Source organism: Streptococcus dentasini (genome assembly GCF_053206945.1).
This window is the reverse complement of the sequence record NZ_JBRUHS010000003.1, coordinates 252,143-278,236: the sequence shown is the minus strand read 5'-3', so window position 1 is coordinate 278,236 and position 26,094 is coordinate 252,143. Positions and strand designations below refer to the sequence as shown.

The 26,094-nt window shown below is 41.1% G+C and carries 24 protein-coding genes and 3 pseudogenes; 4 read left to right on the top strand and 23 right to left on the bottom strand.

Annotated features, from left to right (window positions below; all coding sequences use genetic code 11):
- Positions 1-216 (top strand): annotated as a pseudogene (locus tag ACVR1G_RS04335) (IS982 family transposase); the annotation flags it as partial.
- Positions 217-224: 8 nt separating this feature from the next.
- Here ACVR1G_RS04335 and ACVR1G_RS04330 read toward each other — a convergent pair.
- The 16 genes and pseudogenes from ACVR1G_RS04330 to ACVR1G_RS04255 form a co-directional block, all read right to left on the bottom strand.
- Positions 225-560, bottom strand: a pseudogene (locus ACVR1G_RS04330) (helix-turn-helix domain-containing protein); the annotation flags it as partial.
- 318 nt (positions 561-878) lie between these two features.
- A complete protein-coding gene (locus ACVR1G_RS04325) occupies positions 879-1,232 on the bottom strand; it encodes an arsenate reductase family protein (RefSeq protein WP_447451961.1) in 354 nt (117 codons plus the stop codon).
- Between the two features lie 13 nt (positions 1,233-1,245).
- Positions 1,246-1,740, bottom strand: coding sequence for a methylated-DNA--[protein]-cysteine S-methyltransferase (locus ACVR1G_RS04320; protein ID WP_447451960.1), 495 nt, complete (start codon positions 1,738-1,740; stop codon positions 1,246-1,248).
- Positions 1,692-1,945, bottom strand: a pseudogene (locus ACVR1G_RS04315) (DUF6440 family protein). Before ACVR1G_RS04315 ends, ACVR1G_RS04320 begins: the two are co-directional and overlap by 49 nt.
- A 99-nt stretch (positions 1,946-2,044) precedes the next feature.
- A complete protein-coding gene (locus ACVR1G_RS04310; RefSeq protein ID WP_447451959.1) occupies positions 2,045-3,226 on the bottom strand; it encodes a phosphoglycerate dehydrogenase in 1,182 nt (393 codons plus the stop codon).
- 32 nt (positions 3,227-3,258) lie between these two features.
- Entirely contained in the window at positions 3,259-3,807 is a 549-nt protein-coding gene (locus ACVR1G_RS04305; RefSeq protein WP_447451958.1) for a GNAT family N-acetyltransferase, read from the bottom strand.
- A 23-nt stretch (positions 3,808-3,830) separates the two neighbouring features.
- Positions 3,831-4,925 (bottom strand): 3-phosphoserine/phosphohydroxythreonine transaminase, encoded by a 1,095-nt coding sequence (gene serC, locus ACVR1G_RS04300; RefSeq protein ID WP_447451957.1) that lies wholly within the window; start codon positions 4,923-4,925, stop codon positions 3,831-3,833.
- Positions 4,926-5,291: 366 nt separating this feature from the next.
- Complete coding sequence (rsmI, locus tag ACVR1G_RS04295; RefSeq protein WP_447451956.1) at positions 5,292-6,155, bottom strand: 16S rRNA (cytidine(1402)-2'-O)-methyltransferase; 864 nt, start codon at positions 6,153-6,155, stop codon at positions 5,292-5,294.
- Positions 6,156-6,158: 3 nt separating this feature from the next.
- On the bottom strand, positions 6,159-6,479 hold the full coding sequence (yabA, locus tag ACVR1G_RS04290) for a DNA replication initiation control protein YabA (RefSeq protein ID WP_447451955.1): 321 nt from the start codon (positions 6,477-6,479) through the stop codon (positions 6,159-6,161).
- On the bottom strand, positions 6,472-7,272 hold the full coding sequence (locus tag ACVR1G_RS04285; RefSeq protein ID WP_447451954.1) for a PSP1 domain-containing protein: 801 nt from the start codon (positions 7,270-7,272) through the stop codon (positions 6,472-6,474). Before ACVR1G_RS04285 ends, yabA begins: the two co-directional genes overlap by 8 nt.
- A complete protein-coding gene (locus tag ACVR1G_RS04280) occupies positions 7,269-8,132 on the bottom strand; it encodes a DNA polymerase III subunit delta' (RefSeq protein ID WP_447451953.1) in 864 nt (287 codons plus the stop codon). The genes ACVR1G_RS04285 and ACVR1G_RS04280 overlap by 4 nt, the downstream gene beginning before the upstream one ends.
- A 1-nt stretch (position 8,133) precedes the next feature.
- Positions 8,134-8,784, bottom strand: a complete 651-nt coding sequence (gene tmk / locus ACVR1G_RS04275; RefSeq protein WP_447451952.1) for a dTMP kinase — start codon at positions 8,782-8,784, stop codon at positions 8,134-8,136.
- An 81-nt stretch (positions 8,785-8,865) separates the two neighbouring features.
- Entirely contained in the window at positions 8,866-9,525 is a 660-nt protein-coding gene (locus ACVR1G_RS04270) for a CBS domain-containing protein (RefSeq protein WP_447451951.1), read from the bottom strand.
- A gap of 915 nt (positions 9,526-10,440) precedes the next feature.
- A complete protein-coding gene (locus ACVR1G_RS04265) occupies positions 10,441-11,157 on the bottom strand; it encodes a YebC/PmpR family DNA-binding transcriptional regulator (protein ID WP_447451950.1) in 717 nt (238 codons plus the stop codon).
- Positions 11,158-11,615: 458 nt separating this feature from the next.
- On the bottom strand, positions 11,616-12,455 hold the full coding sequence (locus tag ACVR1G_RS04260) for an SDR family oxidoreductase (protein ID WP_447451949.1): 840 nt from the start codon (positions 12,453-12,455) through the stop codon (positions 11,616-11,618).
- 213 nt (positions 12,456-12,668) lie between these two features.
- The gene (locus ACVR1G_RS04255; RefSeq protein ID WP_447451948.1) at positions 12,669-14,771 is read right to left on the bottom strand and encodes an AAA family ATPase; all 2,103 of its coding nucleotides are present in this window, start codon (positions 14,769-14,771) and stop codon (positions 12,669-12,671) included.
- A 483-nt stretch (positions 14,772-15,254) separates the two neighbouring features.
- Here ACVR1G_RS04255 and ACVR1G_RS04250 point away from each other — a divergent pair, with 483 nt between their 5' ends.
- From ACVR1G_RS04250 to ACVR1G_RS04240, 3 genes are all read left to right on the top strand, one after another.
- Complete coding sequence (locus ACVR1G_RS04250; RefSeq protein WP_447451977.1) at positions 15,255-15,926, top strand: PRD domain-containing protein; 672 nt, start codon at positions 15,255-15,257, stop codon at positions 15,924-15,926.
- 141 nt (positions 15,927-16,067) lie between these two features.
- Entirely contained in the window at positions 16,068-17,456 is a 1,389-nt protein-coding gene (locus ACVR1G_RS04245) for a PTS transporter subunit EIIC (protein WP_447451947.1), read from the top strand.
- A 200-nt stretch (positions 17,457-17,656) separates the two neighbouring features.
- The gene (locus ACVR1G_RS04240) at positions 17,657-20,548 is read left to right on the top strand and encodes a KxYKxGKxW signal peptide domain-containing protein (protein WP_447451946.1); all 2,892 of its coding nucleotides are present in this window, start codon (positions 17,657-17,659) and stop codon (positions 20,546-20,548) included.
- A 60-nt stretch (positions 20,549-20,608) separates the two neighbouring features.
- On the opposite strand, the gene ACVR1G_RS04235 is transcribed toward ACVR1G_RS04240, so the two are convergent.
- From ACVR1G_RS04235 to ACVR1G_RS04205, 7 genes are all read right to left on the bottom strand, one after another.
- Positions 20,609-21,322 (bottom strand): MerR family transcriptional regulator, encoded by a 714-nt coding sequence (locus tag ACVR1G_RS04235; protein WP_447451945.1) that lies wholly within the window; start codon positions 21,320-21,322, stop codon positions 20,609-20,611.
- A gap of 205 nt (positions 21,323-21,527) precedes the next feature.
- Positions 21,528-21,782, bottom strand: a complete 255-nt coding sequence (locus tag ACVR1G_RS04230) for a Txe/YoeB family addiction module toxin (protein WP_165329226.1) — start codon at positions 21,780-21,782, stop codon at positions 21,528-21,530.
- A 2-nt stretch (positions 21,783-21,784) separates the two neighbouring features.
- Positions 21,785-22,039: a type II toxin-antitoxin system Phd/YefM family antitoxin gene (locus ACVR1G_RS04225; protein WP_447451944.1), complete on the bottom strand. Its 255-nt coding sequence runs from the start codon at positions 22,037-22,039 to the stop codon at positions 21,785-21,787.
- Positions 22,040-22,124: 85 nt separating this feature from the next.
- On the bottom strand, positions 22,125-23,519 hold the full coding sequence (locus ACVR1G_RS04220) for a hypothetical protein (protein ID WP_447451943.1): 1,395 nt from the start codon (positions 23,517-23,519) through the stop codon (positions 22,125-22,127).
- Between the two features lies 1 nt (position 23,520).
- A complete protein-coding gene (locus ACVR1G_RS04215) occupies positions 23,521-24,624 on the bottom strand; it encodes a nucleotidyltransferase (RefSeq protein ID WP_447451942.1) in 1,104 nt (367 codons plus the stop codon).
- A gap of 15 nt (positions 24,625-24,639) precedes the next feature.
- On the bottom strand, positions 24,640-25,311 hold the full coding sequence (locus ACVR1G_RS04210) for a hypothetical protein (RefSeq protein ID WP_447451941.1): 672 nt from the start codon (positions 25,309-25,311) through the stop codon (positions 24,640-24,642).
- 12 nt (positions 25,312-25,323) lie between these two features.
- Positions 25,324-26,061 (bottom strand): class I SAM-dependent DNA methyltransferase, encoded by a 738-nt coding sequence (locus ACVR1G_RS04205; RefSeq protein ID WP_447451940.1) that lies wholly within the window; start codon positions 26,059-26,061, stop codon positions 25,324-25,326.
- Positions 26,062-26,094: the final 33 nt, after the last annotated feature.

Genomic DNA, 26,094 nt, shown 5'->3' with positions numbered 1-26,094 from the left:
GGCTATCACCTTTGGACACCTTGGAGGGAGAATATGGCAGGTGCCAAAGACCATAATCATTGGAAGCTGATAGCTGAACGAAGAACTATTGAAACCAGATTTTCGTCACTTTGTCGTTTATTTGATAGTGAAAGACCACTAGCTAGAAGTCTTACTGGAATGGAGTTGTTTTTACAGCAAATTTTCTTTGTACACAACTGCAGATATTTCAACTAGCACCACAGGTAAACATTATAAGTCTCTGTATATCGGTAGTCTTTCAATATTTTCTTTAAACCCTCGACATCCTTTTTCGCCTGAAGTTCCACCAGTTTTTTACCTGTTTTAAAAAAATCACTTTCTTGATATTGAGTGAGGGCATAACTAAATTCTGAAAAAGTCATATGGATACCCTGAATGGCTAAAATAAGCTTATCAGCTGCCAGCATGGTCTGACCGTTTTCAAACTTCGACAACTGTGAAACTGATAAATTATCACGAGCAATATCTTTCAGCTTCAGTCCTCTGGCCATTCTAAGTTCTTTATAGAGTTCACCAAGTTCAAGTGATTTACCTAACATTTAATCCCTCCTTAAACAAAATCTCACGATCATAGTAACGTAATTTTCAAATTGATCACTAACACTTTGCCTTAGTCAACATAATAAATTATGAATTAGCAATGATTCTGCACTTTCTAATTTCTGACTAACTATAATGTCGCAACCAACTTACAAATTTACTTTCTCCGATAGTCAATTTTGTCATTACACTGACAAATCTATTATACCTATTTTTTGACTTTCTGATTATCTATGTCGTGAATGGTTGTTATTTTGTCGTGAACGGTTATTTTTTTAGAAAAAAACGGCCTCAAAAACAGAAGCAGTTTAGATATACTATAGATTCAAATCTATGTAAGGGGTTCGGTATCCGATTTGCAAGACTGTATTATCCTTAACCAGCAGAGGCCGCTTAATCAGCATACCATCGGCTGCTAGTAAATCAGCGGCTTCCGACAGACTGATTTTATCAATCTTGTCCTTCAAATTAAGTGCTCGGTAAGATTGTCCTGAGGTGTTGAAAAATTTTTTGATAGCCACGCCGCTGGTACTAATCCATTCCCTAAGCACCTCAGCCTTGGGCGGTTCTTGCTTGATGTCAATAGATTCATAGTCCACACCTAGCTCATCAAGTTCTTTTTTAGCTCGTTTACAGGTTGAACATTTGGGATATTCATAGAAAGTAAGCATGATTTCCTCTTTTCTAGTAATTCGCTTGTAAGTGGACACCTTCATGCTCTAAGAGCCAGATTTTACGTTCCAAACCTCCTGCATAGCCTGTCAGCTGGCCCTGACTGCCTAAGACACGATGGCAAGGTATAAAGATACTGATAGGATTTTTACCAACAGCAGAACCAACAGCTCGAGCAGACCGACAGTTGAGAATTTTGGCAATCCGACCATAGGTCATGGTGGAGCCAGCAGGGATTGTGGTCAAGACCTGCCAGACCTGCTTCTGAAAAGCTGTACCCTGAGGAGCCAGAAAGTCAGCAACTGGCGGATTTTGACCAGCAAAATAAGTATCCAGCCAAACCTTAGCCTGCTCAAGAACAGAATTAGCCTTGAAGGTTAAATCAGTCTCTTCAAAACCTTTTTCACAGTATTTCTGACCGAGAAACCAAGCTCCTAAAAGAGTTTGGTCATCAGCAATCAAAGAAATAGGGCCCAAAGGAGACTGATAGATTTGTTTATAAAACATAATTCTCCATTTCGCCACTTTTCATTGATTTTTGGGCTGCCAGCAAAGGCATTAAACTGCCGCCAGAAACACCAACAAAAAGATATTCTATACCTGTATACAGAATACCCGCTCCATAAATACCCTGTGCCTTAGGCGTAAAATTAAGTGCATAAGACTGCTCTCCTAGTGATTTCTGATAGTCTTTTAAATCTCTTTTATCCATGAGATCCTCCTAGCTGATAGTCAGTAGTCTTATTGTACCAAATTATAGAAAAAAACAATGCCTTCAAAGAGACACTGCTTTTGACGAAAGAACATGGTTTCACTTATGAGCCTTAATCAAGCGTACCTTGATGATATTGTCACTGGATTCAAAGGCCGCCACGAGGGCATTAATCTTATCTTTATCGGTTTCATCCAGATCCAGCAAAGTATAGGCAAAATCCCCCTTGGAACGGTTGAGAATATTGGCAATATTGATGTTGGCATCAGAAACTGCGGTCGAGATACGAGCCACAATATTAGGAACATTGCGGTTAATCAAAGTAATGCGGTAAGGAGCCTCGAGAGCCTGGTGCATATTGGGAAAATTAACCGAATTGGTGATTTCGCCAGTTTCCATAAACTGACGGATTTCCTGACTGGCCATGACAGCACAGTTGAGCTCTGCTTCCTCTGTTGAACCACCAACATGGGGAAAGACAGTTATTCCCTTCTTATTAAGCAACTCTTCTGTTCCAAAGTCCGTAATATAACGTTTAACTACACCTGTTTCAATAGCTTCAAAAAGAGCCTGATTGTTGACTAATTCTCCACGGGCAAAATTAATAATCGTTGTTCCCTTTTTCATAAGAGCAAAAGCCTCAGCACTGAAGGTTTCACGCGTTGCATCCGTCAACGGAACATGAATCGTAATGTAGTCAGAGTTAGTGAAGATCTCCTTCAAATCCTGAACCCGCTTGACATGATGAGAGATATTCCAAGCCGCCTCAATAGATACATAAGGATCGTAACCCAGAACCGACATGCCTAAGCGCCTGGCATCATTAGCAATACGGGCACCGATAGCTCCTAGACCGATAACACCCAGTGTCTTGCCCCGAATCTCAGTACCGGCAAATTGTTTTTTACCAGCTTCAATCTGTTTAGGGACATCAGCACCTGAAAGCCCATTAACCCAAGCGTTAGCAGCAATGTAATCACGTGCCGATAAAAGAATAGATGCCGTCACAGCCTCCTTCACCGCATTGGCATTAGCACCAGGGGTATTAAAGACAACGATTCCCTGTTCCGTGGCAACATCAATAGGGATATTATTGGTTCCGGCACCTGCACGCGCAATTGCCTTAAGATTGCTCGGGAATACTGCATCATGAAGATTTTGGCTGCGGATAATATAGGCATCTGGATTTTCCGATAAATCACCATCTATTTGGAACTGATTGCCCAACTCTTGTAGTCCTACTTGATTGATATTATTAAAAGTTTTAACACTATAAACCATACATTCACTTCCTTACTGCTTTAATATTTCTTTTAAAAACTATGGTAATCGGCTTCATCTACCTCTTGGTAAAAGCCTTTTTCAGTTTTCCGCTTAATCTTCTGATAGGCCAAACGCTCACCCTCAAAGGTAACCTTTCCACAGTAGATGTAGCCTAGTTTTTCTAAAATATGACGCATTGCTAAATTTTTCTCATGTGTATCACAGCGAAAATCTGGCCCATCATGCCCCTCAATTAATCCCTGCAAAAATGTCTGAGCTAAACCACGGCCGCGAACTTTAGCCGATACCGCAATGCGATGAAAGGTGATGTAGCGGTGATTATTGTGCGCCCAATGCCCGTCATAAATTGCATCATAAGCTGGTTCGCGGCCATCAATAACCGCAGCATATGCCACTATTTCTCCTTCTTCAAGACCGACCCAAGCCTGACCTTGAAGAATATCATTAAAAATATCAGCCTCTTGGGGATAAGCGCCCTGCCATTGATCACTGCCAGACTCCGCTAAGTAACGTCTAGCATCGTCAATAATAGTCATAATCTGGGATACTTCATTGGGAAAAGCTAAACGAATATTCATATTCTCTCCTTTTGGGGATATTTTTATGCATTTTCAGCTTCAAATTTTTTCATAAAATCAATTAAGTCAAGAACACCTTGGAGCGGAAAAGCATTATAAAGGCTGGCCCGCATGCCACCAACGCTACGATGTCCTTTAATATTTTTAAAGCCTAGTTTATCGGCTTCAGCCACAAATTTAGCATCCAAATCTTTACTTGGTGTCACAAATGGAATATTAGTCACTGAGCGCTCAGCAATACGTTTCACTGGGCTAGTATAAAACGATGACTGATCTATGAAATCGTAGAGGAGACCGGATTTTTCACGGTTAATCTCCACCATTTTATCAACACCACCAATAGTGTTTTTGACCCATTCAAAGACAAGTTTTGAAATGTAAATACTGTAAGCAGGTGGCGTATTGTACAGAGACCCTGCTTCCGCCTGAATACGATAATCCAACATAGCAGATAATTGAGGCTGATCATTTAAGAAATCCTCTCGAATAATCACCACAGTAACACCTGCTGGTCCAATATTTTTTTGAGCGCCAGCATAAATCAAGGCAAAGTCCTCTACATTATAGCGAGCTGCCAAAATATTGGAAGACATATCTGCTACAATTGGAACACCATTAGTTTCCGGCAGATCATAGATAGACGTCCCTTCAATCGTATTGTTCGTTGTGATGTGAACATAAGCTGCAGTCTCATCAATACTAGCTGGATCAAAGTCAGGAATATGGTCATAAGTTGTATTTTCAGACGAAGCTAGTAAAAGGGGTTCAAAAGGAATTGTTTTAGCAAGTTTAACAGCTTCATTATAGGCCTTCTTCCCCCATGAGCCAGCTACTAAATAGTAAGCCTTTTTACCCTGTGCTAGGTTAAGCGGCAGCATTGAAAATTGCAGGGAGGCTCCCCCTTGCAAAAACATAACTTTGTAGTTATCAGGAATAGCCATCAATTCGCGCAGCAACTTCTCTGCGTCTTTAATAATCTTGTCGAATTCTGGAGAACGGTGGGACATCTCTAGTACCGACATACCGGAACCTTGATAATCAAGCATCTCATCACGCGCCTGTTCCAAAACTGGTTTTGGTAAGGTAGCAGGCCCTGCCGAAAAATTATAAACCGTCATAACGATACCTCCAAAATAAAGTTGGAAATATTATAGCACAATTATCTGAATTTTGTAATTTTTATCACAATATAGTGGTAAAAGTTTCTTAATAACCGAACCTTTTGGCATAAAGCCATTATTATAATCAGATTTCTAGGTAAATACATTTCCACCCTATCGGCACCTCAGCTATAATTTTGATAATGCACCGTAATCCTGATGGCTTTCCTCTTCAAAATAGCAGACCCAACTAAACCCTTCCAAACCATAGCTGATCAGCAGTATCAGCTGACTAAAGCTCAAAAAGATCACCTTACAGTTGACAAAGAGCCAAAAAAGAGGATCGCTTGATCCTCTCCCAGACGCTTAATGGTGGCTTCTGTTTTACAAATCATGGTAGATATTATAGACTTCCTGACGATTGAGCTGATACTCTTTCGTGATTTCTTTGATAGCCTTATTAGGTTTCATACCACCAGCGACCAAATTGGCGACTAAAACCTTAATATCCAAATCTTGTGCTTCAATAGCTACAGGTAAATTTTCATTACCAGCAACAATCAAGAGGCACTCTCCCTTAAGCGGATTTAATGCTATATAAGCTAACAGTTCAGAAATTTTTCCTCGCTGATATTCCTCATACAGCTTGGTCAGCTCTCTAACCAAAACAACCTGACGATCCCCATATACTTTCTGCATATTAGTCAGGGTATCCACTACCCGATAGGGCGACTCATAGAAAATCTGGGTTTCAGGATAGGCCACCTTTTCATGAAAGAAAGCTTCCTGCTGCCCCCTCTTGCGAGGCAGAAAACCGTAAAAGACATGAGGCTGGGGAGCTAGGCCACTGGCAATCAAACCAGTAATACCCGCTGACGCTCCCGGCAAAGCAATGACAGGAATATCCTTATCAATCGCAGCCTGCACCAAGTCATGGCCTGGATCAGAAATACTAGGCAGGCCAGCATCAGAAACTTGAGCCAGAGACTTGCCAGATAAGAGTAACTCAGTCAAATCGGCAATTTTCTCATGGGCGTTATGTTCATGAAATGAAATCTGCCTTGTTTCAATTCCAAAATGCTTGAGCAAAAGACCAGTATTTCTGGTGTCTTCGGCACAAATACAATCCACATCCTTAAGCACCTGCACAGCACGATAGGTCATATCCTGTAAATTGCCAATAGGGGTGGGGACTAGATAGAGACTTCCCTTCCCAGTATCCGTCTTAAAGCTTTTTTGTACCTGCATGTTTTATTCCCTATTCAGCAATTCCATACAGAAGAGGCAGTCTTCATTATTATCACGGCGTTTACCATAATCATTATTGCAAACATGAAAACCATCTTCATAGATAGATTCTAAATTACCTCGCCCCTGCACAGATGACTTTACTGGTACTTCTGGTTCCATATCGGACAAACGCTCTCTCAATTTTGCATTCTCCAATCGTAACTGCGAATTTTCCTCCATGATTTCATGAAGTTTTTTCTTCATTAATTCAACTTGGGCAAAATTTTCCATAAGGTTATTGGAGACATCCTCAAAAGCTTTAAAAAGCTCTCTTTTATCCATATAGACTAATTTCCTCCAAACTATAGGTCAACAAACTGGCCTTATCTTCAAAACGTACCTTAATGGTCTCTGCAAAAACATCCATACCAGCGACGATCCCCATTCCTTCTTGCGTTTTAACTCTACTGCCATAATCTGGAAATTTTTGCCTAACTTCCTGATAAAAAGAATCCTCAAAGCTGAGACAACAGAGGAGACGGCCGCAAAGTCCCGTTGTCTTACCGGTATTGAGAGATAAGTTCTGATTTTTCACCATCTTAATAGACACGGGCGGAAAATCGCCTAAGAATGTCGAGCAGCACAGGGGCCGACCACAGGGACCTAGTCCACCATATATTTTAGCTTCCTCACGTGTATTGATCTGACGAAGTTCAATACGCGCTCGAAAATAGCCAGCTAAATCCTTGAGCAACTGACGAAAATCGACGCGCTTTTCTGCCGTAAAAGAGATGAACACATGGCTGCGATCCAGCGGAAATGCGATTCTGACTAGCTTCATATCCAACTGGCGCTGGGCAATCATCTCCTTAACAAAAGAAAAATTCTCACGAGCAAAAGCTCGATTAGCCTCATGCCGCTCAATATCTTGAGGCCGAGCCAGCCCTAAGACCCTGTCCATCTGAGCTGGCAGTGTTTCACTGGCCAAGCTAACATTGGGGCGAACCACACACGCTAAGCGGTCTCCCTTTTGCAATCGAATAACGACCAGATCATCTTTCTTATACTGCTGATCGGGCAAAACATAAGAAAGAGCCTCATTCTCTTCATATTTGATCCCTATTACTTCTGTCATCTTAGCACCATATATTCTAAAGCATTTTGAAAACTAACATTGCTTAGCCACATCTGCCTAGCCTGATAAACCTTAGTAGCAGCTTCTGGGTTCCTATCCTTAGCTAGTAATACTAGCATAATTTTAAAAGCTAGATCTTGCTCAAACTTCTCCCCAGCCACACTAGCGATATAAGTAGCCTGCAAAAAAGATTGCTCAGGAGACTTTAATAAACTGCCGACAAATCTATCCAGACTGCGCCATATATCATCAAATTTCCCCATATCTGCCAAAGCCTCAGCCATCTCTTCATCCTCAGCTACAGCTGCAATCAAACTGGCCTTGTCCTTTAAAAGTCCCTGACTTTCTAGTTTTTGTTGAAGATAAGCCTCATTTTTAGAAAAACGAAAAATCTGGCACCTACTCTTAATAGTAGGTAAAACTTTGCTGTCATCGGATGTTAAGAGAAACATATAAGAGGACGACTGGGGCTCCTCAATAAACTTAAGCAAGCTATTAGCTGCATTAGTATGCATCTTATCCGCATCGCGAATAATAAAAACCTGCGTTTGACCTTCAAAACCAGAGCGCGAAAAATCGCGTAACAGCTCCCTGACGGTATCCGTCTTAATCACATTTCCCTGCGGTTCTATCACCTTGACATCTGAAAAATCCCTCTCGGCAATCAAGCGACATTCGCGACAGCTGCCGCAAGGTAAATAATCCTGTTTATTTTCGCAAAATTGGCTTTGAGCCAGAAAAAGTGCCATCTCAAAACTGCCAAAATTTCCAGAAAAGAGATAAGCATGGCTGAGCTTACCCTGACGCAAAATGTGATGAAATTCCTGAAAAATCTTAGGCTGCAACTCTGGTAAATTCATACTATCCTGCAAGCTCCTTGATAATAACTCGCACCGCATCAGCAACAACATCTGCTAATGGCTGACTGGCATCAACAACTTTAATGCGTTCGGGATTAGACTCAGCTAAATCCAGATAGCCTTGGCGCACTCGCTGATGCAACTCTAATTTTTCCAAATCTAAACGGTTGACCTCACGTAGATCAGCAGCTTCAATACGAGCTAGACCAAGTTCCGAAGGAACATCGAAAAGCAGGGTCAAATCAGGCTTAGTATTCTCAATGGCATAGTCATTAAGCCAAGTAACATCGCTGACTGACAGGCCGCGACCATAGCCCTGATAAGCCACCGAACTGTCTATAAACCGATCAACCAAGACAAGCTTACCTTCACTCAAAGCTGGCAGGACTTTCTCAATAAGATGCTGACGCCGGGCAGCAATATAAAGTAAAAGCTCTGTTTTTTTATCCATTGCCGTATTAGCAACATCAAGGATAACCTCACGAATGCTTTCAGCTATTGCAACACCACCAGGTTCACGGGTGGTCACTACCTCATACCCCTTAGCTTCTAAAAGGGGGACTAACTGTTCAAGAACGCTGGTTTTACCAGCACCATCAGGTCCTTCCAGAGTGACCAATCGGCCTGCTTTATCCGTTTTTACATTTTTCATACTAAACTTATTTTACCAAAAAACTGGCAAGATTTCTCCCACCAGTCATGAAAATTTAAGATGGCTTTCCTGCCATTTCAGTTAAAATAACACCTTAGCTTTCGTTTCTTGAATATCGTCAACAAGCAGGCCAGCCGCTTCTAACTTGGCCTTGAGTGCAGCCACATCGGTCTTGCCATCGAGCTGTATTTCATTAACAACCTTACCATCCTTAGCACCTGCAAGCACTGTTCGACGAATGTTAAGACCTTCCTTGGCAATAGTGCTGACGATTTTTTCCAAAATACCGACGCTATCATCAGCTAGAATACGCACCCGTATCCCTTCTTCTCCATAACCAGATACTTCAAGGAAAGTTCGAAAGATATCTTTATCAGTGATAATCCCTGAAACAACTCCATTCTCTTCGACCGGAAGGACACCAACCTTATGAGTCATCATGATATAAATAGCATCTTCTACACTGGCAAATGGCGAAACGCTCACCACATCCTTAATCATAATATCTTTAATTTTAGTCTTATTGAGCAGGTAGTTCATCTCATAGATCGATAAACTAGTCGCTTTTGACGGACTAGCTTCTGCCATAGTGCCCTCTGTCACCAAACCTACAAGTTTATCATTTTCAATGACCGGTAAACGGCGAAGCCCTTGTTCACGCATAACATCTGCAGCATGAGCTACTGTTGTATCAGGCGAAATATAGACGACCTTGCGAGTCATAAAATCTTTAACAGCCATAGTTGATCATCCTCACTTATTTTTTCTTAGCCTCATTATAACATTTTTTGATAACGGTTTCATCTTTTTTCAGCAAAAAAATCAGCTAATTTACAGCAATTAACCTAGTTTACTAAGCTACCCTGCGCCATAGGAATTTTATATAAAGTCGAACCAACACTGTGTCCCTTAGAGACTGAACACATGATTAATACTGCCTTAAGCAAAAAATAAGTCACCTCAAAAAACAGAATTTTGAGATGACCCCTATTTGTTGATAGTTTTCGTTAAACGAATCAGCACCTTCGACATGAAGTTTGTTTAATTAAGCTTACTAATTAAACGAATTAGCAGAAGAGGTAGGGAGTGGGATCAACCCAAAAATTGAAAATTTTGGTTCTCACCACTCCCTAATTTTAAGACCTGAAACAGTCTCTCCCCAAACCGTTTTTGACACTTGCTTTGCAAGTTTTATTTCCCGATTAAAAAGGTCTCCCAGACCTTTATTTGACACTTGCTTTGCAAGTTTTATTTCCCGATTAAAAAGGTCTCCCAGACCTTTTTAACCAACCCCCGCATAGCTCCAAAGGTTCGGGGAACCTTTGGAGGTTGGAAATAAGATGAACGATGTTCATTACATTAGGTCCGGGGAACCTTTGGAGCTTGGCGATAAGATGAACAGCGTTCATCACATTTGTTTAGGCTTTCCGCTTTGGCCTTCTGGCAAAAGGAAAACCAGCCAGCAGTGGTTCATTGGTGCTAAAGTACCTAATGAACTGTGCAGGTAGTAAGACTTCTTGGTCTAGTCAACAAGTCTTACTACCAACCACTGCGTCAAGAGTTTATTTCAAAAGAGGAAGACTAGACGAGTTTTTGTCCAGACTCCTTTGCTATCAAGTGCGAAGCACTTAGATAACAAGCCTCTGTCGCATCTTATTACATATCAAGGACATTATGGTAGACTTTTTGCACGTCATCATCGTCCTCAAGAGCATCAATCAAACCTTCAAAAACATCAAGATCTTCACCTGAAAGCTCAACCTCTGATTGGGGAATCATTTCCAACTCAGTTACTTGGAACTCATCAGTACCATTAGCACGGAGAGCTTCCATCCCCTTATGAAGATCTGTCGGCGCTGTATAAACTGTGATGCTGCCATCTTCTGCCTCAACATCATCCACATCAACATCCGCTTCAAGCAACTGCTCGAAAACGCTGTCCGCATCGTCTCCTTTAAAGACAATAACCCCCTTGCGGTCAAACATGTAAGCTACTGAACCAGAGGCCCCCATGTTCCCGCCATTTTTACCAAAAGCAGCACGGACATTAGCCGCTGTACGATTAACATTTGAAGTGAGGGTATCAACAATAATCATCGAACCATTCGGGCCAAATCCCTCGTAACGACCTTCAACGAAGGTTTCATCGGTATTTCCTTTAGCCTTGTCGATAGCCTTATCAATAACGTGTTTTGGCACCTGCGCTTGCTTCGCACGCTCCAAAACAAACTTCAAAGCCGAATTTGATTCTGGATCAGGATCTCCCTGCTTAGCAGCTGCATAGATTTCAACGCCAAATTTAGCATAAATTTTTGAATTGGCTCCATCTTTAGCTGTCTTTTTAGCAACAATATTAGCCCATTTACGTCCCATGGGTTTCACCTCTTCATTTTCGATTTTTAAGAATGATAACATTCTGCATAACGTCACCATTATAGCACGTTAGCTGGATTTCGTAAAATAGGAATTTTATATCTAAAAGTCAAAATTTTCGGTTTTTTTTTCAGTTCTCAAAGAGCATCAGTATCTCTTAATCAGCCTACAATCAGTTACTGATTTTGTGCTCGGTAACTATAAAATTAAGAAAATTAGGGAGTGTTAGACTTTTATCCGTACTGCCTAAGTATTCTTTCTCAGTCTCTGGAATACCTCTATTATAAGCCTCCACAAAGTCCCTCCAAGCAGTCACGTAGTAGTCGCCGTATAAACTTAAAAATAGATATTCTTCCCCCCTCTTCCCAGTTTACATCGAGCTGTCTACCATTTTTCCCAATGCTAATCATCCCTTTTTCTTACAGCTAAACATCACCATCAGTACGTTGAGTTCTAAGTTATTTATACGTTTTCAAGAAAGCCTGCAAACTAGTGGCTGGCTGCCCCAAAACTCGCTCGATATCATTGGAAACACCTGCTTGCTCTCCTTTAGCAATGGCTGTATAAGTAGACACCCAAGCATCGTATTCCCAGTCCTCTGCCGGCCAAGCTTTACGAGATTCATAGGCTCCTTCCACTGTTTCAGGGACATAAGCAACCTGCCAACCAAGCTCTTGACCGATCACATCTGCTATTTCTTGGATTGACAATTCCTCCGGACCAGTCATATCCAAAATTTGATTTTCCCAACTGCGAGGATCTTCTAAAATTTTAGCAACAACCTGAGCAACGTCAGATCGTATTACTGCAGATACCTTTCCTTGACCAGCCGGTCCCTTGATTTCACGATATTCCTTTGCCAAGTCGACAAAGAAATCCATATAAAAATTATCACGAATAAAGGTGTAAGTAAACCCTTTTTCCTTGATATAGTTTTCTGTTGCTGCATGCGTTTGAGCAAGTGTAAAGGTAGCCTGCAAATCAGCATGGTAAAAAGAAGTATAGATAATATGCCTAACACCCGCTGCTTTAGCACTATCAATAAAAGCTTTGTGCTCCTCTAAACGTGTTGGACTTTCTGAAGCCGATACCATAAAAAGTACATCGCTCCCCCTCAAAGCCTCAATGGCTTCCCTAGAATACTCATAGCTTGCCTGATAGACTGATACTCCCTCTGTCCGCGGAGCTCTCTCAGGCCGACGAGCCAGATAGCGGATTTTTAAAGATTTGCCGTCTAATGCTTGGGCAACCAACCCTCCCAGATGACCTGTAACTCCTGTTAATGCAATAACTGTCATGATGTCCTCCTAGTTTTTCTTCATTATAGCACAGTAAGACTGTTCCAGCTGACTTATAATTCGGCAAAAAGTTCCCTAGTAGAAATCGAGCCTGCCGAAAAAGCACCCCAATCATTAGAGCTTTAATCTAACTTTTGAGGTGCCAATCATCGGTTCACATTTTAGTTTGATTTTTTGGGGTGTCATTCAACTAGTAGGGGTAAACAGCCAGACCTAAGCTGCTTCGATCAACAGTTTGCCATCTACCATATCGGCTTTAAGTGATTTAACATCAAGGTGATCAAGATAGAAGTCTGTCACTTTATCACGGATCTGACCCTCGATAACTCGACGCAGAGGCCGAGCCCCCATAGCTTCATCATAACCTTCCTCAATCAGGTAAGCCTTGGCCGCTTCGCTCACTTCTAGTGTAATATTCTTTTTGGCTAGAGTACGATTGACTTCCTCCAGCATCAAATCAACGATTTCTTTCAAATCTTCTTTCGAGAGGTGAGAGAACTCAATGACACCGTTGAAACGGTTGAGAAATTCTGGACGGAAGAATGGGGCCAATTTATCGCGCAGACTGAGCTCTTTACCATCCTCTTCTGAGGCAGCCCCAAAGCTATAACCAGCATTAGAGGTTGCGATAATAACCGTATTTTTGAAGTTGACGGTATTACCCTGACCATCAGTCAGGCGGCCATCATCCAGAACTTGCAAGAGCAGAGTAATGACTTGTGGATCAGCCTTTTCAATTTCATCGAGAAGGATAATGGAGTAGGGATTGCGGCGCACGCGCTCCGTCAAAGTATTAGAGTTATCATCGTAGCCGACATAGCCTGCTGTTGTCCCAATCAACTTAGAGACTGCTGTACGATCGCTGTATTCAGACATATCCAGACGAATGACGGCATCCTTGGTGCCAAACATATCCAAAGCCAATTGCTTAGCCAACTCAGTCTTACCGACACCAGTAGGTCCGACAAAGAGGAAGCTACCGATTGGGCGATTGCCTTCGTCAAAACCAGCACGGTTCCGGCGAATGGCCTTACTAACAGCCTGCACCGCTTCATCTTGACCAATGACTTTACCTTTCAGCCTTTGCCCCATTTCCTTGAGCCGTTCAATATCTGAAGCTCCCATTTGGGAAACAGGAATACCGGTCATACGTTCAACAGCCTGAGCTACATCGTTAATAGTAGCTACAACCTTTTGGTTTTCAGTATGGTTGTCAATTTGTTTTTGCAACTCATCAATCTTAACCTTTTCAGCCAAGGCTGCTTCATAATCTTCCTTATCAGCTGCGGCTTGTTGGCGATCACGTGCCTTGGCAATATCTGCTTCCAAAGTCTTGACATCAGTCACTGGATGCTGGGCAGCCAAGTGGGCGGCTGTAACATCGACCAAATCAATAGCCTTATCAGGTAGAGCTCTCTGGGGCATATACTGAATAGAATAATCGACAGCAGCCTTTAAGACTAAATCAGGTAATTCCACATTGTGATGCTGTTCGTAGAGAGGCTTGATCCCTTTTAAGATGGCTAAAGTATCTTCAGCCGAAGGGGCATTAACTTTGACTTCATTGAAACGACGAGCTAGCGCTGCATTTTTTAGAATCGTATTGCGGTATTCATCTTGGGTCGTTGCCCCAATAACAGTCAATTCCCCGCGTGAAAGGGCTGGTTTAATAATATCAGCCAATCCCTTTGAACCTTGACCATCACCAGTACTGCCTGCTCCTAGAATTTGGTGGATTTCATCAAAGAAAAGAATAACATTACCAGCACTCTTAACTTCATCCATCAGCTTTTGAATGTTTTCCTCAAAGGCTCCGCGATATTGAGTTCCAGCTTCCAAGCCAGAAATATCAATAGAAATGATCTCCTTATTCTTAATCGAGGCAGGAACATCGCCATTCACAATAGCCTGAGCTAAACCTTCGACAACAGCTGTCTTACCAACACCGGCGTCACCCACTAGGACGGGGTTATTTTTGGTACGGCGAGCGAGAATTTCTGCCGTATCTTGAATTTCCTGATTCCGACCAATGACAGGATCTAGCTGACCTTTGCGGGCTTCTTCCGTTAAGTTGCGACCTAATTTAGCCAAGATGCCATCCTGCTTTAACTGACCTTTGCCAGCTTGGGGGGCTCCTTCTTGCACCACTTCTTGATTAGGTAAGTGACCTGTTTGACGGAAATAAGCAAACTCCTCAGGACTAACCTCGCGTCCATTGATGCGGTAACGACGGGTTTCTGAATTAAAACCACCCATATTTCCCATCAGTTGGTTAAAAATATCATCCATGTTATTGAATTCAAAATTGTTGTTCATAATCTTACCTCTCTTCTTACAAATACTCAGTCACCAAGTGACTCAAAAATCAAATGCTTGCTTAACTAATGTTTCCTTTCATTTTTAAGCAATGAGCTTCAGCAGACCTTCTCCAGCCCGTTGAACTCTGCAGGGATACAGACCTGTGCAGATATATGACACTAAACCACTAGACAACTCAAAGAATTAGGAAAGGATGACAGATCATTCTTATTTCTTTCTGCTGAACCGTAGGAACGGTCAAATACCATATCTCAATTTTGACTATCACTGACCTTACGTCGTAAAATTTTGCCAGGCATCTAAGCTTCGAATAGCTATCGAAAACACTGACCTTTACTGACTATTTATCAAAAAATAAAATGCCTCCAAGACCGACAAGTAATGATAATCTTTAGCAAGGGCTCCTTTCATCCCTGTGACTCTAGTATACACCATTAGTCAGCAAAGGTCAATAGTTTTTTTGACTTTTACTGACCTTTTATAATCACTACAAAAACAGATAAAGTAAAATTTGACGTCTCAGAAAACATTGTCCACCAAGCAAAAGCTAGAATCAGAAACTCCTTTAACCGCAATCTGATTTTTACTTTAGCAGACCATATCAATTTTGCCATTCAAAGAGGCCAGCATTACGGTGAACTCCAGCTGCCTTTTACCTACGAAATCGAACAGTTTTACCCAGAAGAAACTGCTTTAGGGCATTTTGCAGTTGATCTGATTAAACAGGAGTTGGGGATTGAACTACCAAATACAGAAATTGCTGCAATTGCCATGCACCTTATTAATTCCCAATTGGAATCTAAAGAAAACATCACAGATATTGATGGACATAGTGATGGTTATCTGATTAATCAAATAACTATCATATTGAAACAAGAGTTTGACACCAATATCAATACCAAAAGTTTTGAATACAACCGTTTTGTGATGCACCTTCGCTATTACCTCAAACGAATCAAGAATAATGAGCAGGTCAGTCAGGGAGACTTCCGTTCATTCATAGATACTATCAGAGAGAAGGAACCTGAGGTTTATATCTGTACCAAACGTATTATTGGTTTTTTGGAAGACAGACTTGAAAAAATTTGTACTGACGATGAAATTTTCTATTTAATGATCTATATCAAGCGTATGGCTAGCCGGATACAATAGCTATACACAAAAACTTAACTGAACACGGGCTAAAAGCTTGGGATTTAGATAAGCTTCCTTGTGTGCCAGCACACAGCGTCACCTTCCTAAAATCCTAGTCGCTTTTTACGCCCTTTGTATCTTAATACGAGGAGGTTAAAAATGTTAAATAAATTACAGCGTTTTGGCGGGGCTATGATTGCCCCAGTCATGCTCTTTTCCTTTTTCGGTCTAGTCATTGAACTTGCCCTCCTATTCTCAAATCAGGTCATTATGGGAGACATTGCAGCCCCTAATACCACATGGACCAAATTTTGGATGGTTATAGCAGCAGGTGCTTGGACTCCTTTCTTTCAGCTACCTATTTTATTTGTCGTCGGTCTTCCAATCAGCCTAGCCAAAAAAAATGCTGCCCGCGCGGTAATGGAAGCCTTGGTTATCTACCTTGTTTTCAATTACTTTATCAATGAAATCTTAACACTATGGCCAGATTCCTTTGGCGTTCACATGACAAACAAGGTTACAGATGGATCTGGACTGGCTTCTGTTGCAGGAATCGTAACCTTGGACACTGGCATGTTGGGCTCCTTAATGGTGTCAGGAGTTGCAGTGTATTTACACAACCGCTATTACGACAAGGTCCTGCCTGAAATCCTCTCCATTTTTAGCGGTTCGGTATTTATCGTTAGTATCGGTTTCTTTGTGATGATGCCTCTAGCTCTGGTAACATGCTTCGTTTGGCCTTTTTTACAAGATGGGATAAAAAATATGCAGGGGTTCTTTGTCCATTCAGGGAATCTGGGGGTGTTTATTTACGAGCTCCTGCAAAAATTACTCATCCCAACCGGTTTGCACCATTTCGTTTATGCCCCATTTGCCTATGATGACGCTGTTGTAAAAGGAGGAATGTCGGCCTACTGGGCATCGCATATTTCTAACTTTCAAACCGACTCGGCCACCCTTAAAGAACTCTATCCCATTGGTGGTTTCGCCCTGTCAGGTATGTCTAAGGTGTTCGGAACCCTAGGGTTGGCACTAGCATTTATCAAAACGGCTCATAAGGAAAAAAGGAAACAGACGATTGCCATTGTCGCGCCAGCTGCCCTAACAGCTATTTTAACAGGTATCACAGAGCCGATTGAATTCACTTTCTTATTTGCTGCTCCTGCCTTATGGTTTGTTCACGCTGGTTTAGATGCCATTTTAGCCACGGTCTCCTACTATTTCGGAGTCGTGGGAGACTTTGGCGGCGGCTTAATTAACTGGTTGGGACTGGATTGGTTGCCCTTGTGGAAATTTCACAGTGCAACCTATCTGACACAGATTCTGATCGGTCTGGTAGCCACGGCGGTCTGGTACTTTGTTTTTACTTTTATGATCTTAAAATTTGACCTAAAAACACCGGGGCGAGAGAGCAGTGACCAAGCACCACAGTTATATGAAAAGAAAAAACAAGAAAATGGGACAAATTCGACATTAGAGCTGTCCAAGAATGCTTCTAGATTTGAACGACAAGCTTTTCGATACTTAGAACTAGTTGTTAGTAAGTAATTTTAAGAACCAGTCCCATCATAAAGTGCACAGATATCAGCTTTGATATAGACTGATTTTTCAACATTTCTAATAAAATTTAGTTTTATTAGTGTTGTATCTCAAAAATTACAATTAATTATCTTTTCTAAGATGGCAAAGAATAGCTGTAAAATTATGCTAAAATGAAGAAAAATTATTTTAAAGTGAGGGTATTTTCTATGGAAAAACAAACACGCTTCAAACTGCATAAAGTCAAAAAACACTGGGTGACTATCGCGGTAACCGCAACAGCTGCTACAGCACTTTTTGCAGCGGGCAGTCAAGCCAGCGCTGACCAAGTGGCACCAGCTCCTCAAGAACAGGCAGCTGCTCAGCAAAACACACCAGCTAATCAGGCTGGTGACCAAAAAGCAGAACAGGCACCTGTTGTGCAGCAAGAAACTCCAGCAGCCGAACAAAAACAAGCTCAAGACACACCTGAGGTGGCTCCTGGCCAAGATGGATCAGGTGGCGACCAAGGTCAAGCTGAAGAAGCTAAGCAAACGGCTGAACAAGACGACAAGGTAGCTGATAATCAAGATATCCAAGCTAATAATAAACAAGCCGACGCCCAAAATGACCAAGCAGCCGAGAAACAAGAGGCACCAGCTAACAATCAGGCAGCTCAACCAGCAACACCGGCTCAGCCTGCTGAATTAACCATCCAAGCACCAAACAACAGCCAAGCGGCTAATTCATTCAACGAAGAAAACGGTCAGTGGTACTTCCTCGATGCCAATAAACAAAAAGTAACTGGCTGGCAAACCATCAACGGTCAAAAAATGTACTTCGACAAAAATGGCAATCAAGCTAAAGGCAACATTGCTGAGAACAATGGCAAAACTTATTATCTTGATAGTGACAGCGGACAAGTCATTACTGACAAATTTGGGATTACCCCTGATTCTAAGACCTATTACTTTGCTGAAGATGGCAGTCGACTAGAAGTCACTGGTTTAAATGCTATTAATGGGAAGACCTATTATTTCGATGATGATTTCAGTATTACCGATAGCAATGGTGTCACTGGCTGGCAGACTGCCGATAACAAACAAGTTTATTTCAAGAAGGGTTATCAAATAAAAGATAACTTTGCGGACATTGACGGGAAGACTTACTATTTTGATGAAGATGGTAATGTAAATCGCACCGGAGGAATCATAAAAGTTCGGAGTTCCCGTTACTACTTCGACAGCCAAGATGGTGCACTCCTCAAGGAGCAATTCATCCCTCACATTGATGAAGACTCAGGAAAAACCGTTTACTACTATACTGACGAATATGGGCGATTAGTTTATGGTTATCAGACGATTGACGGTCTGAATTACTACTTTAAACAAGACGGTCGTCAGCTCAAAGGAATCGGTTATGATAAATATGGAAAAGCTATCGTCACAGATAAAGATACAGGTATTATCCTAGAAGGAGAAGCAGCCAGAGCAGCTCAGTACCGTGACCAAGTCAGCAGAACCTTCACCAAAGGCCAGTCTGACATTATCTATTACGATGAAAACGGCAGTACTGTCAGCAACCGTTTTGTCTATGATAAAGACTATCCAACTAACATCAAGCGAAGTGCCCATCAAACAGGCTGGCTCTATATTGGAGAAGATGGCAAAGCCGTTAAAGGCGATCAGCTTATCGACGGAGTGCTCTATCACTTTGACAAAAAGTACGGCGGACAATATAAAAATACCGTCTATCACCAGCAAGAACAAGGTTTAGACGGCAGTGCTGCTGGCTACTACTATCTTGACAGCAATGGTCGTCCTGTAAAAAATGCCTTTATTCAAGTCAATACCGAGGACTATCAGGGTTATTACTATGCCAATGAAGACGGACAGCTGGCTGAAGGCTGGAAAACTATTGATGGCAAGACCTACTACTTCGCTAAACCAGAAGACACAACATACTATTATGATCATCGGACTAGATTTGGACAGATTAAGGGACAAATGCTAATTATCGATGGTGCCAAATATTACTTTGACCCCAATACTGGTGAACTGGTTAAAAATAAAACAGTCACTATTGATAAAAACAATAATCCTTCAATGCCTCTGGGATATCCGAAGATAGAGACGGTAACTGTTGATGGAAAAGATTACACCCTAGGACAGGATGGCAAAGCCCAGGAAAACTACGGTTTTATTACCAAGGAAGATGGCAAAACTTATTATCAACTAGAAGATGGTAACTATGCTAAGGGCTTGACCGTTATCGATCATAAAAATTATTATTTCGATAAAGAAACAGGGGAAATGGTAAAAAATAAAATTATTTTAGATGAAGACCACGCTCTCTACGGTTTCAAGGATAGTCGCTATTACAGCACCTATTACTTTGGTAAAGATGGCTATGGGGTTGGAGGTTTCCAAACCATCGATGGCAAACGCTATTACTTTGGAGCTGGCGGTCAATCCGTTTCCAGCAATTATCCACGCCCTGTCACTGTGGAAGATGATATCTACTACATCAAAGATGACCAAGTTGTCACAGACACCTTAGTGCCTTATAGCCTCGCATCATTTGGCTATAATCCATCTTATAATAATCAGGTTGGCTACTTTGGTGCTGATGGTAAACTGCAACAGGGTTGGTATGAAAAAGATGGCAAAACCTACTATACCGTAGAACCCGAAAATGCAAGCATCTATCAGCCGGCATACACACGCGCAAACGGAGCTCAAGGCGTTGATCAGGATGTTTATGGCTTTGATAAAGAAAACGGAGAACTCAAGTCAAGCGGCTGGTATCAAGCATACCCAGATCGAAATGAGTGGCGCTATCTAGATGCTAATGGAAAAGTCCTAACCGGCTGGCAGGTGATTGATGGCAAAACCTACTACTTCAGTCTTGGTCATATCGATAAAGGAGTCGGTGAAGAATATAAGCGCCAGCAATTTACAAACAGTATTGGCATCCAAGTCAAGGGGAAATTGGTTGATATAGATGGCAATCAGTACTACTTCGACCCTGACTCTGGTGAACTTTGGACCAATCGAACATTGGATTATGAAGGCCATACCTACCAACTTGACGATAAAGGGAAGGCTACTTTAATTCATTAATCCTTACCAAAAAAGGGAACTCAAAAGAGTTTCCCTTTTTATATAACCTTTTCTCACCCTCTATAGGCAATACTGTTCAATGGCACAGCTAACAAAGTCAGCAGTCCCTGCTCCGCCAGCTTGGTCAATGGTTTGACTGAAACGATTATCAGCCGCATACATTTTTCCAAGTCCGGCTAAGATTTCAGGACTACAAGGGTAAAAATGATCTGAAATATAATCCTGCAGAACCTTGACTTGGGCTTGGACCTTGTTATCGGCAACATCCAAATCTTTCAGACTTCCAAATTCAGCCATGATAGTCAACATCTCATCAGTCACTTGGGCAAAAGCTTCCTTATCCGTCTTGGCCTCAAAAATTTGATAAGCCCGGGTATCACCCCAACGCTCCTTGGCCTCAGTCTCAAGGGCTTGCAGCTGAGACTTATCATAAGCGGTAAATGTCATCGTATCTCCTCCTTCTTGCAGACGACGAGCATGCGCCAAAACGCCCTCCAAGTGCGCCTTTTTGGCCTCCAAAAGGGCTATCTGCTTGGTCAAAGCTACCTTGCGGTCATAGCTCGGACTATCCACAATCTTCTTAATGGTTTTGAGAGGAAATTCCAGCTCCCGAAACAGCAAGATTTCCTGAAGGCGCTCTATCGCCTGATGATCATAATAGCGATAGCCATTCTCAGCCACCTGACTGGGCTTGAGCAGATCGATCTCATCATAATAATGCAGTGTGCGCACACTGACACCCGACAGCTGACTCATCTCCTTAACGGTCTTCATAGAAACCTCCTCTCTACTGAGGATACTAAGGCCGCACACTTCCAGAACTTAGTAAGCCTGATAAAAGTGATCACACACTTAGAAAGGCTTATCTATTTTCACAGGAATCTAGGCCCTGTTCACCTCAATTATGAGTATAAACCATAACGCAGCGTAAGGGTCAAGAGAAAGAAAGAAAAATCTCCAAAAAACTTGGAGATTAAATTTAGTAATGATCCCGTAGTGAAATGAAAGTGACACCATCATCTTCAATTAGATAAACGAGACGATTTTCAGCATCAATTCGTCTTGACCATGCTCCCTGATAATCGTGCCTTAAGGGTTCAGGCTTACCGATTCCTTCAAAAGGAGAACGTTGAACATCTTTTAAAATCCTATTAATGCGCTTGAGTGTCTTTTTATCCTGATTCTGCCAATAACAGTAATCCCTCCACGCAGAATCTGTAAATTTCATAGGCATAACTAATCCTCAATCTCATGAACTTTAACCTGACCCGCTCTTGCTTGAGCAAGCCCTTCAATAATCTTATCCGAAAGATATTTATTTTGTGAAATTCGAAGGGTCTCCTGAATACTATCCCACTCACTTTTGGAAAGAACAACGATATCTTCATCAGGATTTTTATTAACAACTATAAGCGGTTCAAATTCATTATTGACCTTTTTCATATAGTCTTTGAGATTATTACGAAAAGTTGAATAAACGACTGCTTCCATGATAAAACCTCACTAATTCCTAATATTTAACCACAGTATAAAATAAAAGAAAAAACTTGTCAATAAATTGTACAAGTTCTTCCTATCATAACTTTCGCTGCCGTTTTTTCATATATTTCAGTTTATCTATTTTACGATATTGATAGACAAATGCTGGATTTTTAAAAAATTGATCTATGACATATGTGATTAAAAGATAAATTGCAAACCCTAGAATAAGTGACAAGATGGGAAAAAAAGTAAAATTATTAAATATATTATTCTTGCCAAATAAATGAATATAAAAAGAATTTTTTATTATCTTTGAAATAATCAGCATTTTATGTTCGTTCAAAAGATAATCAATAAAAAGACTAAGATATAACATTAGAGTAAGTTTAATAAAGATACTCCTTAAATTTGGACTTATTCTAATATATACTAGGAGTCTATTTTGACTGCTAAGTTCAATTATATTATTGATCATAAAAGATAAAATTAATGGAAAAATCCAAGAAATGATTTCGAATTTTACAAATGTTGTAATAGCAATATAAATAAAAACACCAATGCTGCCACGTAACATAATATTAAATTCTGCTTTAGGCAAAACATATTTTTCGTAAAACCATGTTCTTAAATATAAAACCAATATATAAACAAAAATTATTGAAAAAAATTTATTAAATTTTGTACCATTCGATTTCAATTGCAAACTTGTTAGAAAATAAGCACAAAATATATAAAACGAGTAAAATTCCGATGCAAGATAAACTTTAGTATTATTTTTCAACCTAACACCTAGTTTAGTAACAACTTTTGCAGTTTTTTCCTTAATTTTGCTAATAAAAAAAGCTCTAACAATGTAAATCGCAAACCAAATTAGTACATCAAAAGTGACTTTATTATTTTCAGATAGATCAATGTTTAATTGGGAATATAAAAAATAAATAATAAGGCCGACAATGATGGTAATGATATCAGCCAAGATATGCCCGTAAATCTTCTTCTTATAAATCCAATCATCAGATAAATAAAGAAATAAATTTATGAATAGATATAATAACAAACCAACAACATCAGTAAGACCACATTTTAGTAAAATAATATTTCGAAATGAATGTGCTAATAATCTTAGCAAGAAAAATGCTGACACTATATAAATCCACCGCCATAAGTATTCCCATCTGGAAATTTTCCTTTTGTTTATTATTTCGATGAATTTTGATATTGATATCAATTTCACTAAAGAGCCAACAATAACTGCTACAATTTCAATAATGTAAATTGTTTCTTCAGTAACAGAAAGAAGCTTTATAGCAATTGGATTAAGAAATAAGAGGATCGCTAAAACTACGACATCAACTCCAAATACTAATTTCCAATTATTACTTATATCCTGAAATATAGTCTCACAGATTGATAGAGCATCATTAATTTTCACTCTTATTCGTTGCTTTCTCCTTAGTCTCTTTAAAATTTTAACATTACTTATTTCCATATTACACTTCTCCTTTCTTAACCCTCACCGGCACCCGTCCCCAGTTTTGTTCCTGAATATTGGGATCGCCCAGTTGGTAAACTCTGTCGGCTTGCTGGGCCATAGCATCCCACGGTTTAGCACCGATACGAGTGATAATCTCCGCAGATTTTTTCACAGACTTGAGGTGTTGCTGGCCTTTTTCAGTGAAACCTAGGACATGGATAGCCTTTGGTAAGGCTGCTTCTCTAGCATTGACCAAAATATAGGTCAAAATTCTCCGCACGCGCGCCTTAGTGTAGCGTTTTGTCGCCACCTTATCAACCAAATCATCAAAATCAACCGCCGTCTTAATAGACTCTTTGATTCGGCTAACCAGCTCCTCATTGACCTGAAAAATAGCAGTCAAATCAAGATTTGTCAGGATTTGATACTTGAGCAAGGAAAAATAATCTGTCCAGCTGACCGTAGTTGCCCGCTCCAACAGCTGAAGGCTAGGCATAGTTTGCTCTAAAAATTCTCGATCGCCCAGATGTTTACGAATAGCAGTGGCTGAGGCAATTTGCTCTCGCTTGCTGTCGGAATGATAGCCTGCCCCAATACGCGAAATAGGCGTTAGCTTGATACCATAGGCTGCACAAGCCTTAGCATAAGCTAGCCCCAGAATATGATTGGGCGTATCTCCAGAAAAATCTACACCAGCAAACCTTTCCCACATTTTCTGGGTCTTCTGGGGATAAGACAGACTGTCAGGTAACTGGGAAAGAAAAGTCTCCATCTCAGTCCCCCTAGCTGCATAAGTATCTGAAATAGCTTGGTAATCCAGAGCTTCCTCGGTTCCAAAGACCAGCTGATCAATGCCCAATCGTGCCAATATATCCACAGCACCCTGAGCAAAATAATCAGCCGACTGAACCGACACCAAAAACGGCAGCTCAACGACTAAGTCAGCACCATTTTCCAAAGCCATCTGGGCTCTTGTCCACTTATCCACAAGGGCAGGCTCCCCCCGCTGGACAAAATTACCAGACATAGCTATGATCTTGACACCTTCTACTTGATCGAGCAGATACTTGTGCCCATTGTGAAAAGGATTGAATTCAGCGATGATGCCAGTTGTGGTCACGGGCTTCCCTCCATTTTAGCCTAAAATCCAGTTATCTAAAAAACAATAAGAAGATAGATCAACTATCAAAATAATAGCTGATAAAAAGATAATTCCTGTGACACCATATCTGATAGGTTGCCGATATCTTTTATAGAAAGCATTAAATTTATCAATAAAGATATGATGTTTGTTGCACATAACAGCTAAAATCAGCAAGAAGAGCGGACTTTGGCTGATAAATACCCAGAGAAAATTGTAAAGCAGCGATAAGAAAGTATCATTGACTTGACCGGACAAAGCTAGCACGGCTAAAAAAGTTGGATCCACGATGGCTGTATAAATCATGAAGACCGCTGCTGCGTAGATTCCTTTGCTGCTCTTTGGGCTATTTTGACTGTCCAAATCTTCTACTGCCATCAGGCGTTTGACTCCCCAAGCTATTAAGACAGCAATAAGCGCCAAATAAATCCAAGCCCATACTCTATCAGGAAGTTGACCAAGGACTTGCGCTAGATTCGATATCTCATTACCCAGTATGAGTGATAAAATGAAACCCAGCAAAGCCGTTCCAAACAGGACTAAGCCACCAAAAAGATAGACTTTTTTAGGAGATAAACCCACTGCCTGCATGGTCATCAGCAATATCATGCCAACAGGATCAATGCCCGCTAGCGCCAAGCCTATGACAAAAGCTAAATTCTTCATAACTGTTCCTTCCTACTTCGCACACACAAAGAACCATCTTTTACTTGTTTCTGTCGGCTCTTTGTCTTCAAAGTCGGCATAGACTGTCACCTTTTTGAAACCTGCCTGCTCCAGCAAGATATCGTAGGTCAACAGTTCATAGGTGCGCTCTTCGTGGATCTCGTCAAAGCGTGTAAAGCGTCCATCCTCATCTTGGATGAAGAAAGTCAGCTCATGCACGACTGAATGTGGAACTTCATCTTCGTAGCTGTCCCAGACCATAGCAAAGTCTTCCGCATTTTCATGGTAAGCGTAGCCAGGGAAAACCTCATCTGTCTGATAGGTAGAATGCACATCAAAGATAAAGACCCCACCATCATTGAGATGCTGGTAAACCTGCGCGAAGACATCACCAACACCGACCTCATCTTCCATGTAGCAGATGGAATCCGAATAACAGGTCACCATATCAAAGGTTCCGATAGGCGATAAATCCAGCATATTTCCCTGAATAAAGGGAATGTCAAGGTGGGCAGACTGGGCACGTTGGCGGGCTAAGTTCAGCATCTCTTCACTTAAGTCCAGCCCTGTCACATCGAATCCTGCCTGCTTAAAACGAATAGACTGAATCCCCGTCCCACAAGCCAACTCTAGGAGTTTGGCATTTTTTGTTTTTGGAAAATGGCGCAGCGAAAAGTCCGTCCACTGATCATAAAGTGAATCGTCCATGATACTGTCATAGACTCTCGCAAAAGTTTCATAAGTTGTCATATCTCTTATCCCTATTCTAAAAAAGCAGTCTCA

What these genes read in the sequence shown, in the direction of transcription:
- ACVR1G_RS04325 (WP_447451961.1), bottom strand. Translation starts at nt 1,232, where the DNA reads ATGCTTACTTTCTATGAATATCCCAAATGTTCAACCTGTAAACGAGCT.
- ACVR1G_RS04320 (WP_447451960.1), bottom strand. Translation starts at nt 1,740, where the DNA reads ATGTTTTATAAACAAATCTATCAGTCTCCTTTGGGCCCTATTTCTTTG.
- ACVR1G_RS04310 (WP_447451959.1), bottom strand. Translation starts at nt 3,226, where the DNA reads ATGGTTTATAGTGTTAAAACTTTTAATAATATCAATCAAGTAGGACTA.
- ACVR1G_RS04305 (WP_447451958.1), bottom strand. Translation starts at nt 3,807, where the DNA reads ATGAATATTCGTTTAGCTTTTCCCAATGAAGTATCCCAGATTATGACT.
- serC (WP_447451957.1), bottom strand. Translation starts at nt 4,925, where the DNA reads ATGACGGTTTATAATTTTTCGGCAGGGCCTGCTACCTTACCAAAACCA.
- rsmI (WP_447451956.1), bottom strand. Translation starts at nt 6,155, where the DNA reads ATGCAGGTACAAAAAAGCTTTAAGACGGATACTGGGAAGGGAAGTCTC.
- yabA (WP_447451955.1), bottom strand. Translation starts at nt 6,479, where the DNA reads ATGGATAAAAGAGAGCTTTTTAAAGCTTTTGAGGATGTCTCCAATAAC.
- ACVR1G_RS04285 (WP_447451954.1), bottom strand. Translation starts at nt 7,272, where the DNA reads ATGACAGAAGTAATAGGGATCAAATATGAAGAGAATGAGGCTCTTTCT.
- ACVR1G_RS04280 (WP_447451953.1), bottom strand. Translation starts at nt 8,132, where the DNA reads ATGAATTTACCAGAGTTGCAGCCTAAGATTTTTCAGGAATTTCATCAC.
- tmk (WP_447451952.1), bottom strand. Translation starts at nt 8,784, where the DNA reads ATGAAAAATGTAAAAACGGATAAAGCAGGCCGATTGGTCACTCTGGAA.
- ACVR1G_RS04270 (WP_447451951.1), bottom strand. Translation starts at nt 9,525, where the DNA reads ATGGCTGTTAAAGATTTTATGACTCGCAAGGTCGTCTATATTTCGCCT.
- ACVR1G_RS04265 (WP_447451950.1), bottom strand. Translation starts at nt 11,157, where the DNA reads ATGGGACGTAAATGGGCTAATATTGTTGCTAAAAAGACAGCTAAAGAT.
- ACVR1G_RS04260 (WP_447451949.1), bottom strand. Translation starts at nt 12,455, where the DNA reads ATGACAGTTATTGCATTAACAGGAGTTACAGGTCATCTGGGAGGGTTG.
- ACVR1G_RS04255 (WP_447451948.1), bottom strand. Translation starts at nt 14,771, where the DNA reads ATGAACAACAATTTTGAATTCAATAACATGGATGATATTTTTAACCAA.
- ACVR1G_RS04245 (WP_447451947.1), top strand. Translation starts at nt 16,068, where the DNA reads ATGTTAAATAAATTACAGCGTTTTGGCGGGGCTATGATTGCCCCAGTC.
- ACVR1G_RS04240 (WP_447451946.1), top strand. Translation starts at nt 17,657, where the DNA reads ATGGAAAAACAAACACGCTTCAAACTGCATAAAGTCAAAAAACACTGG.
- ACVR1G_RS04235 (WP_447451945.1), bottom strand. Translation starts at nt 21,322, where the DNA reads ATGAAGACCGTTAAGGAGATGAGTCAGCTGTCGGGTGTCAGTGTGCGC.
- ACVR1G_RS04230 (WP_165329226.1), bottom strand. Translation starts at nt 21,782, where the DNA reads ATGCCTATGAAATTTACAGATTCTGCGTGGAGGGATTACTGTTATTGG.
- ACVR1G_RS04225 (WP_447451944.1), bottom strand. Translation starts at nt 22,039, where the DNA reads ATGGAAGCAGTCGTTTATTCAACTTTTCGTAATAATCTCAAAGACTAT.
- ACVR1G_RS04220 (WP_447451943.1), bottom strand. Translation starts at nt 23,519, where the DNA reads ATGGAAATAAGTAATGTTAAAATTTTAAAGAGACTAAGGAGAAAGCAA.
- ACVR1G_RS04210 (WP_447451941.1), bottom strand. Translation starts at nt 25,311, where the DNA reads ATGAAGAATTTAGCTTTTGTCATAGGCTTGGCGCTAGCGGGCATTGAT.
- ACVR1G_RS04205 (WP_447451940.1), bottom strand. Translation starts at nt 26,061, where the DNA reads ATGACAACTTATGAAACTTTTGCGAGAGTCTATGACAGTATCATGGAC.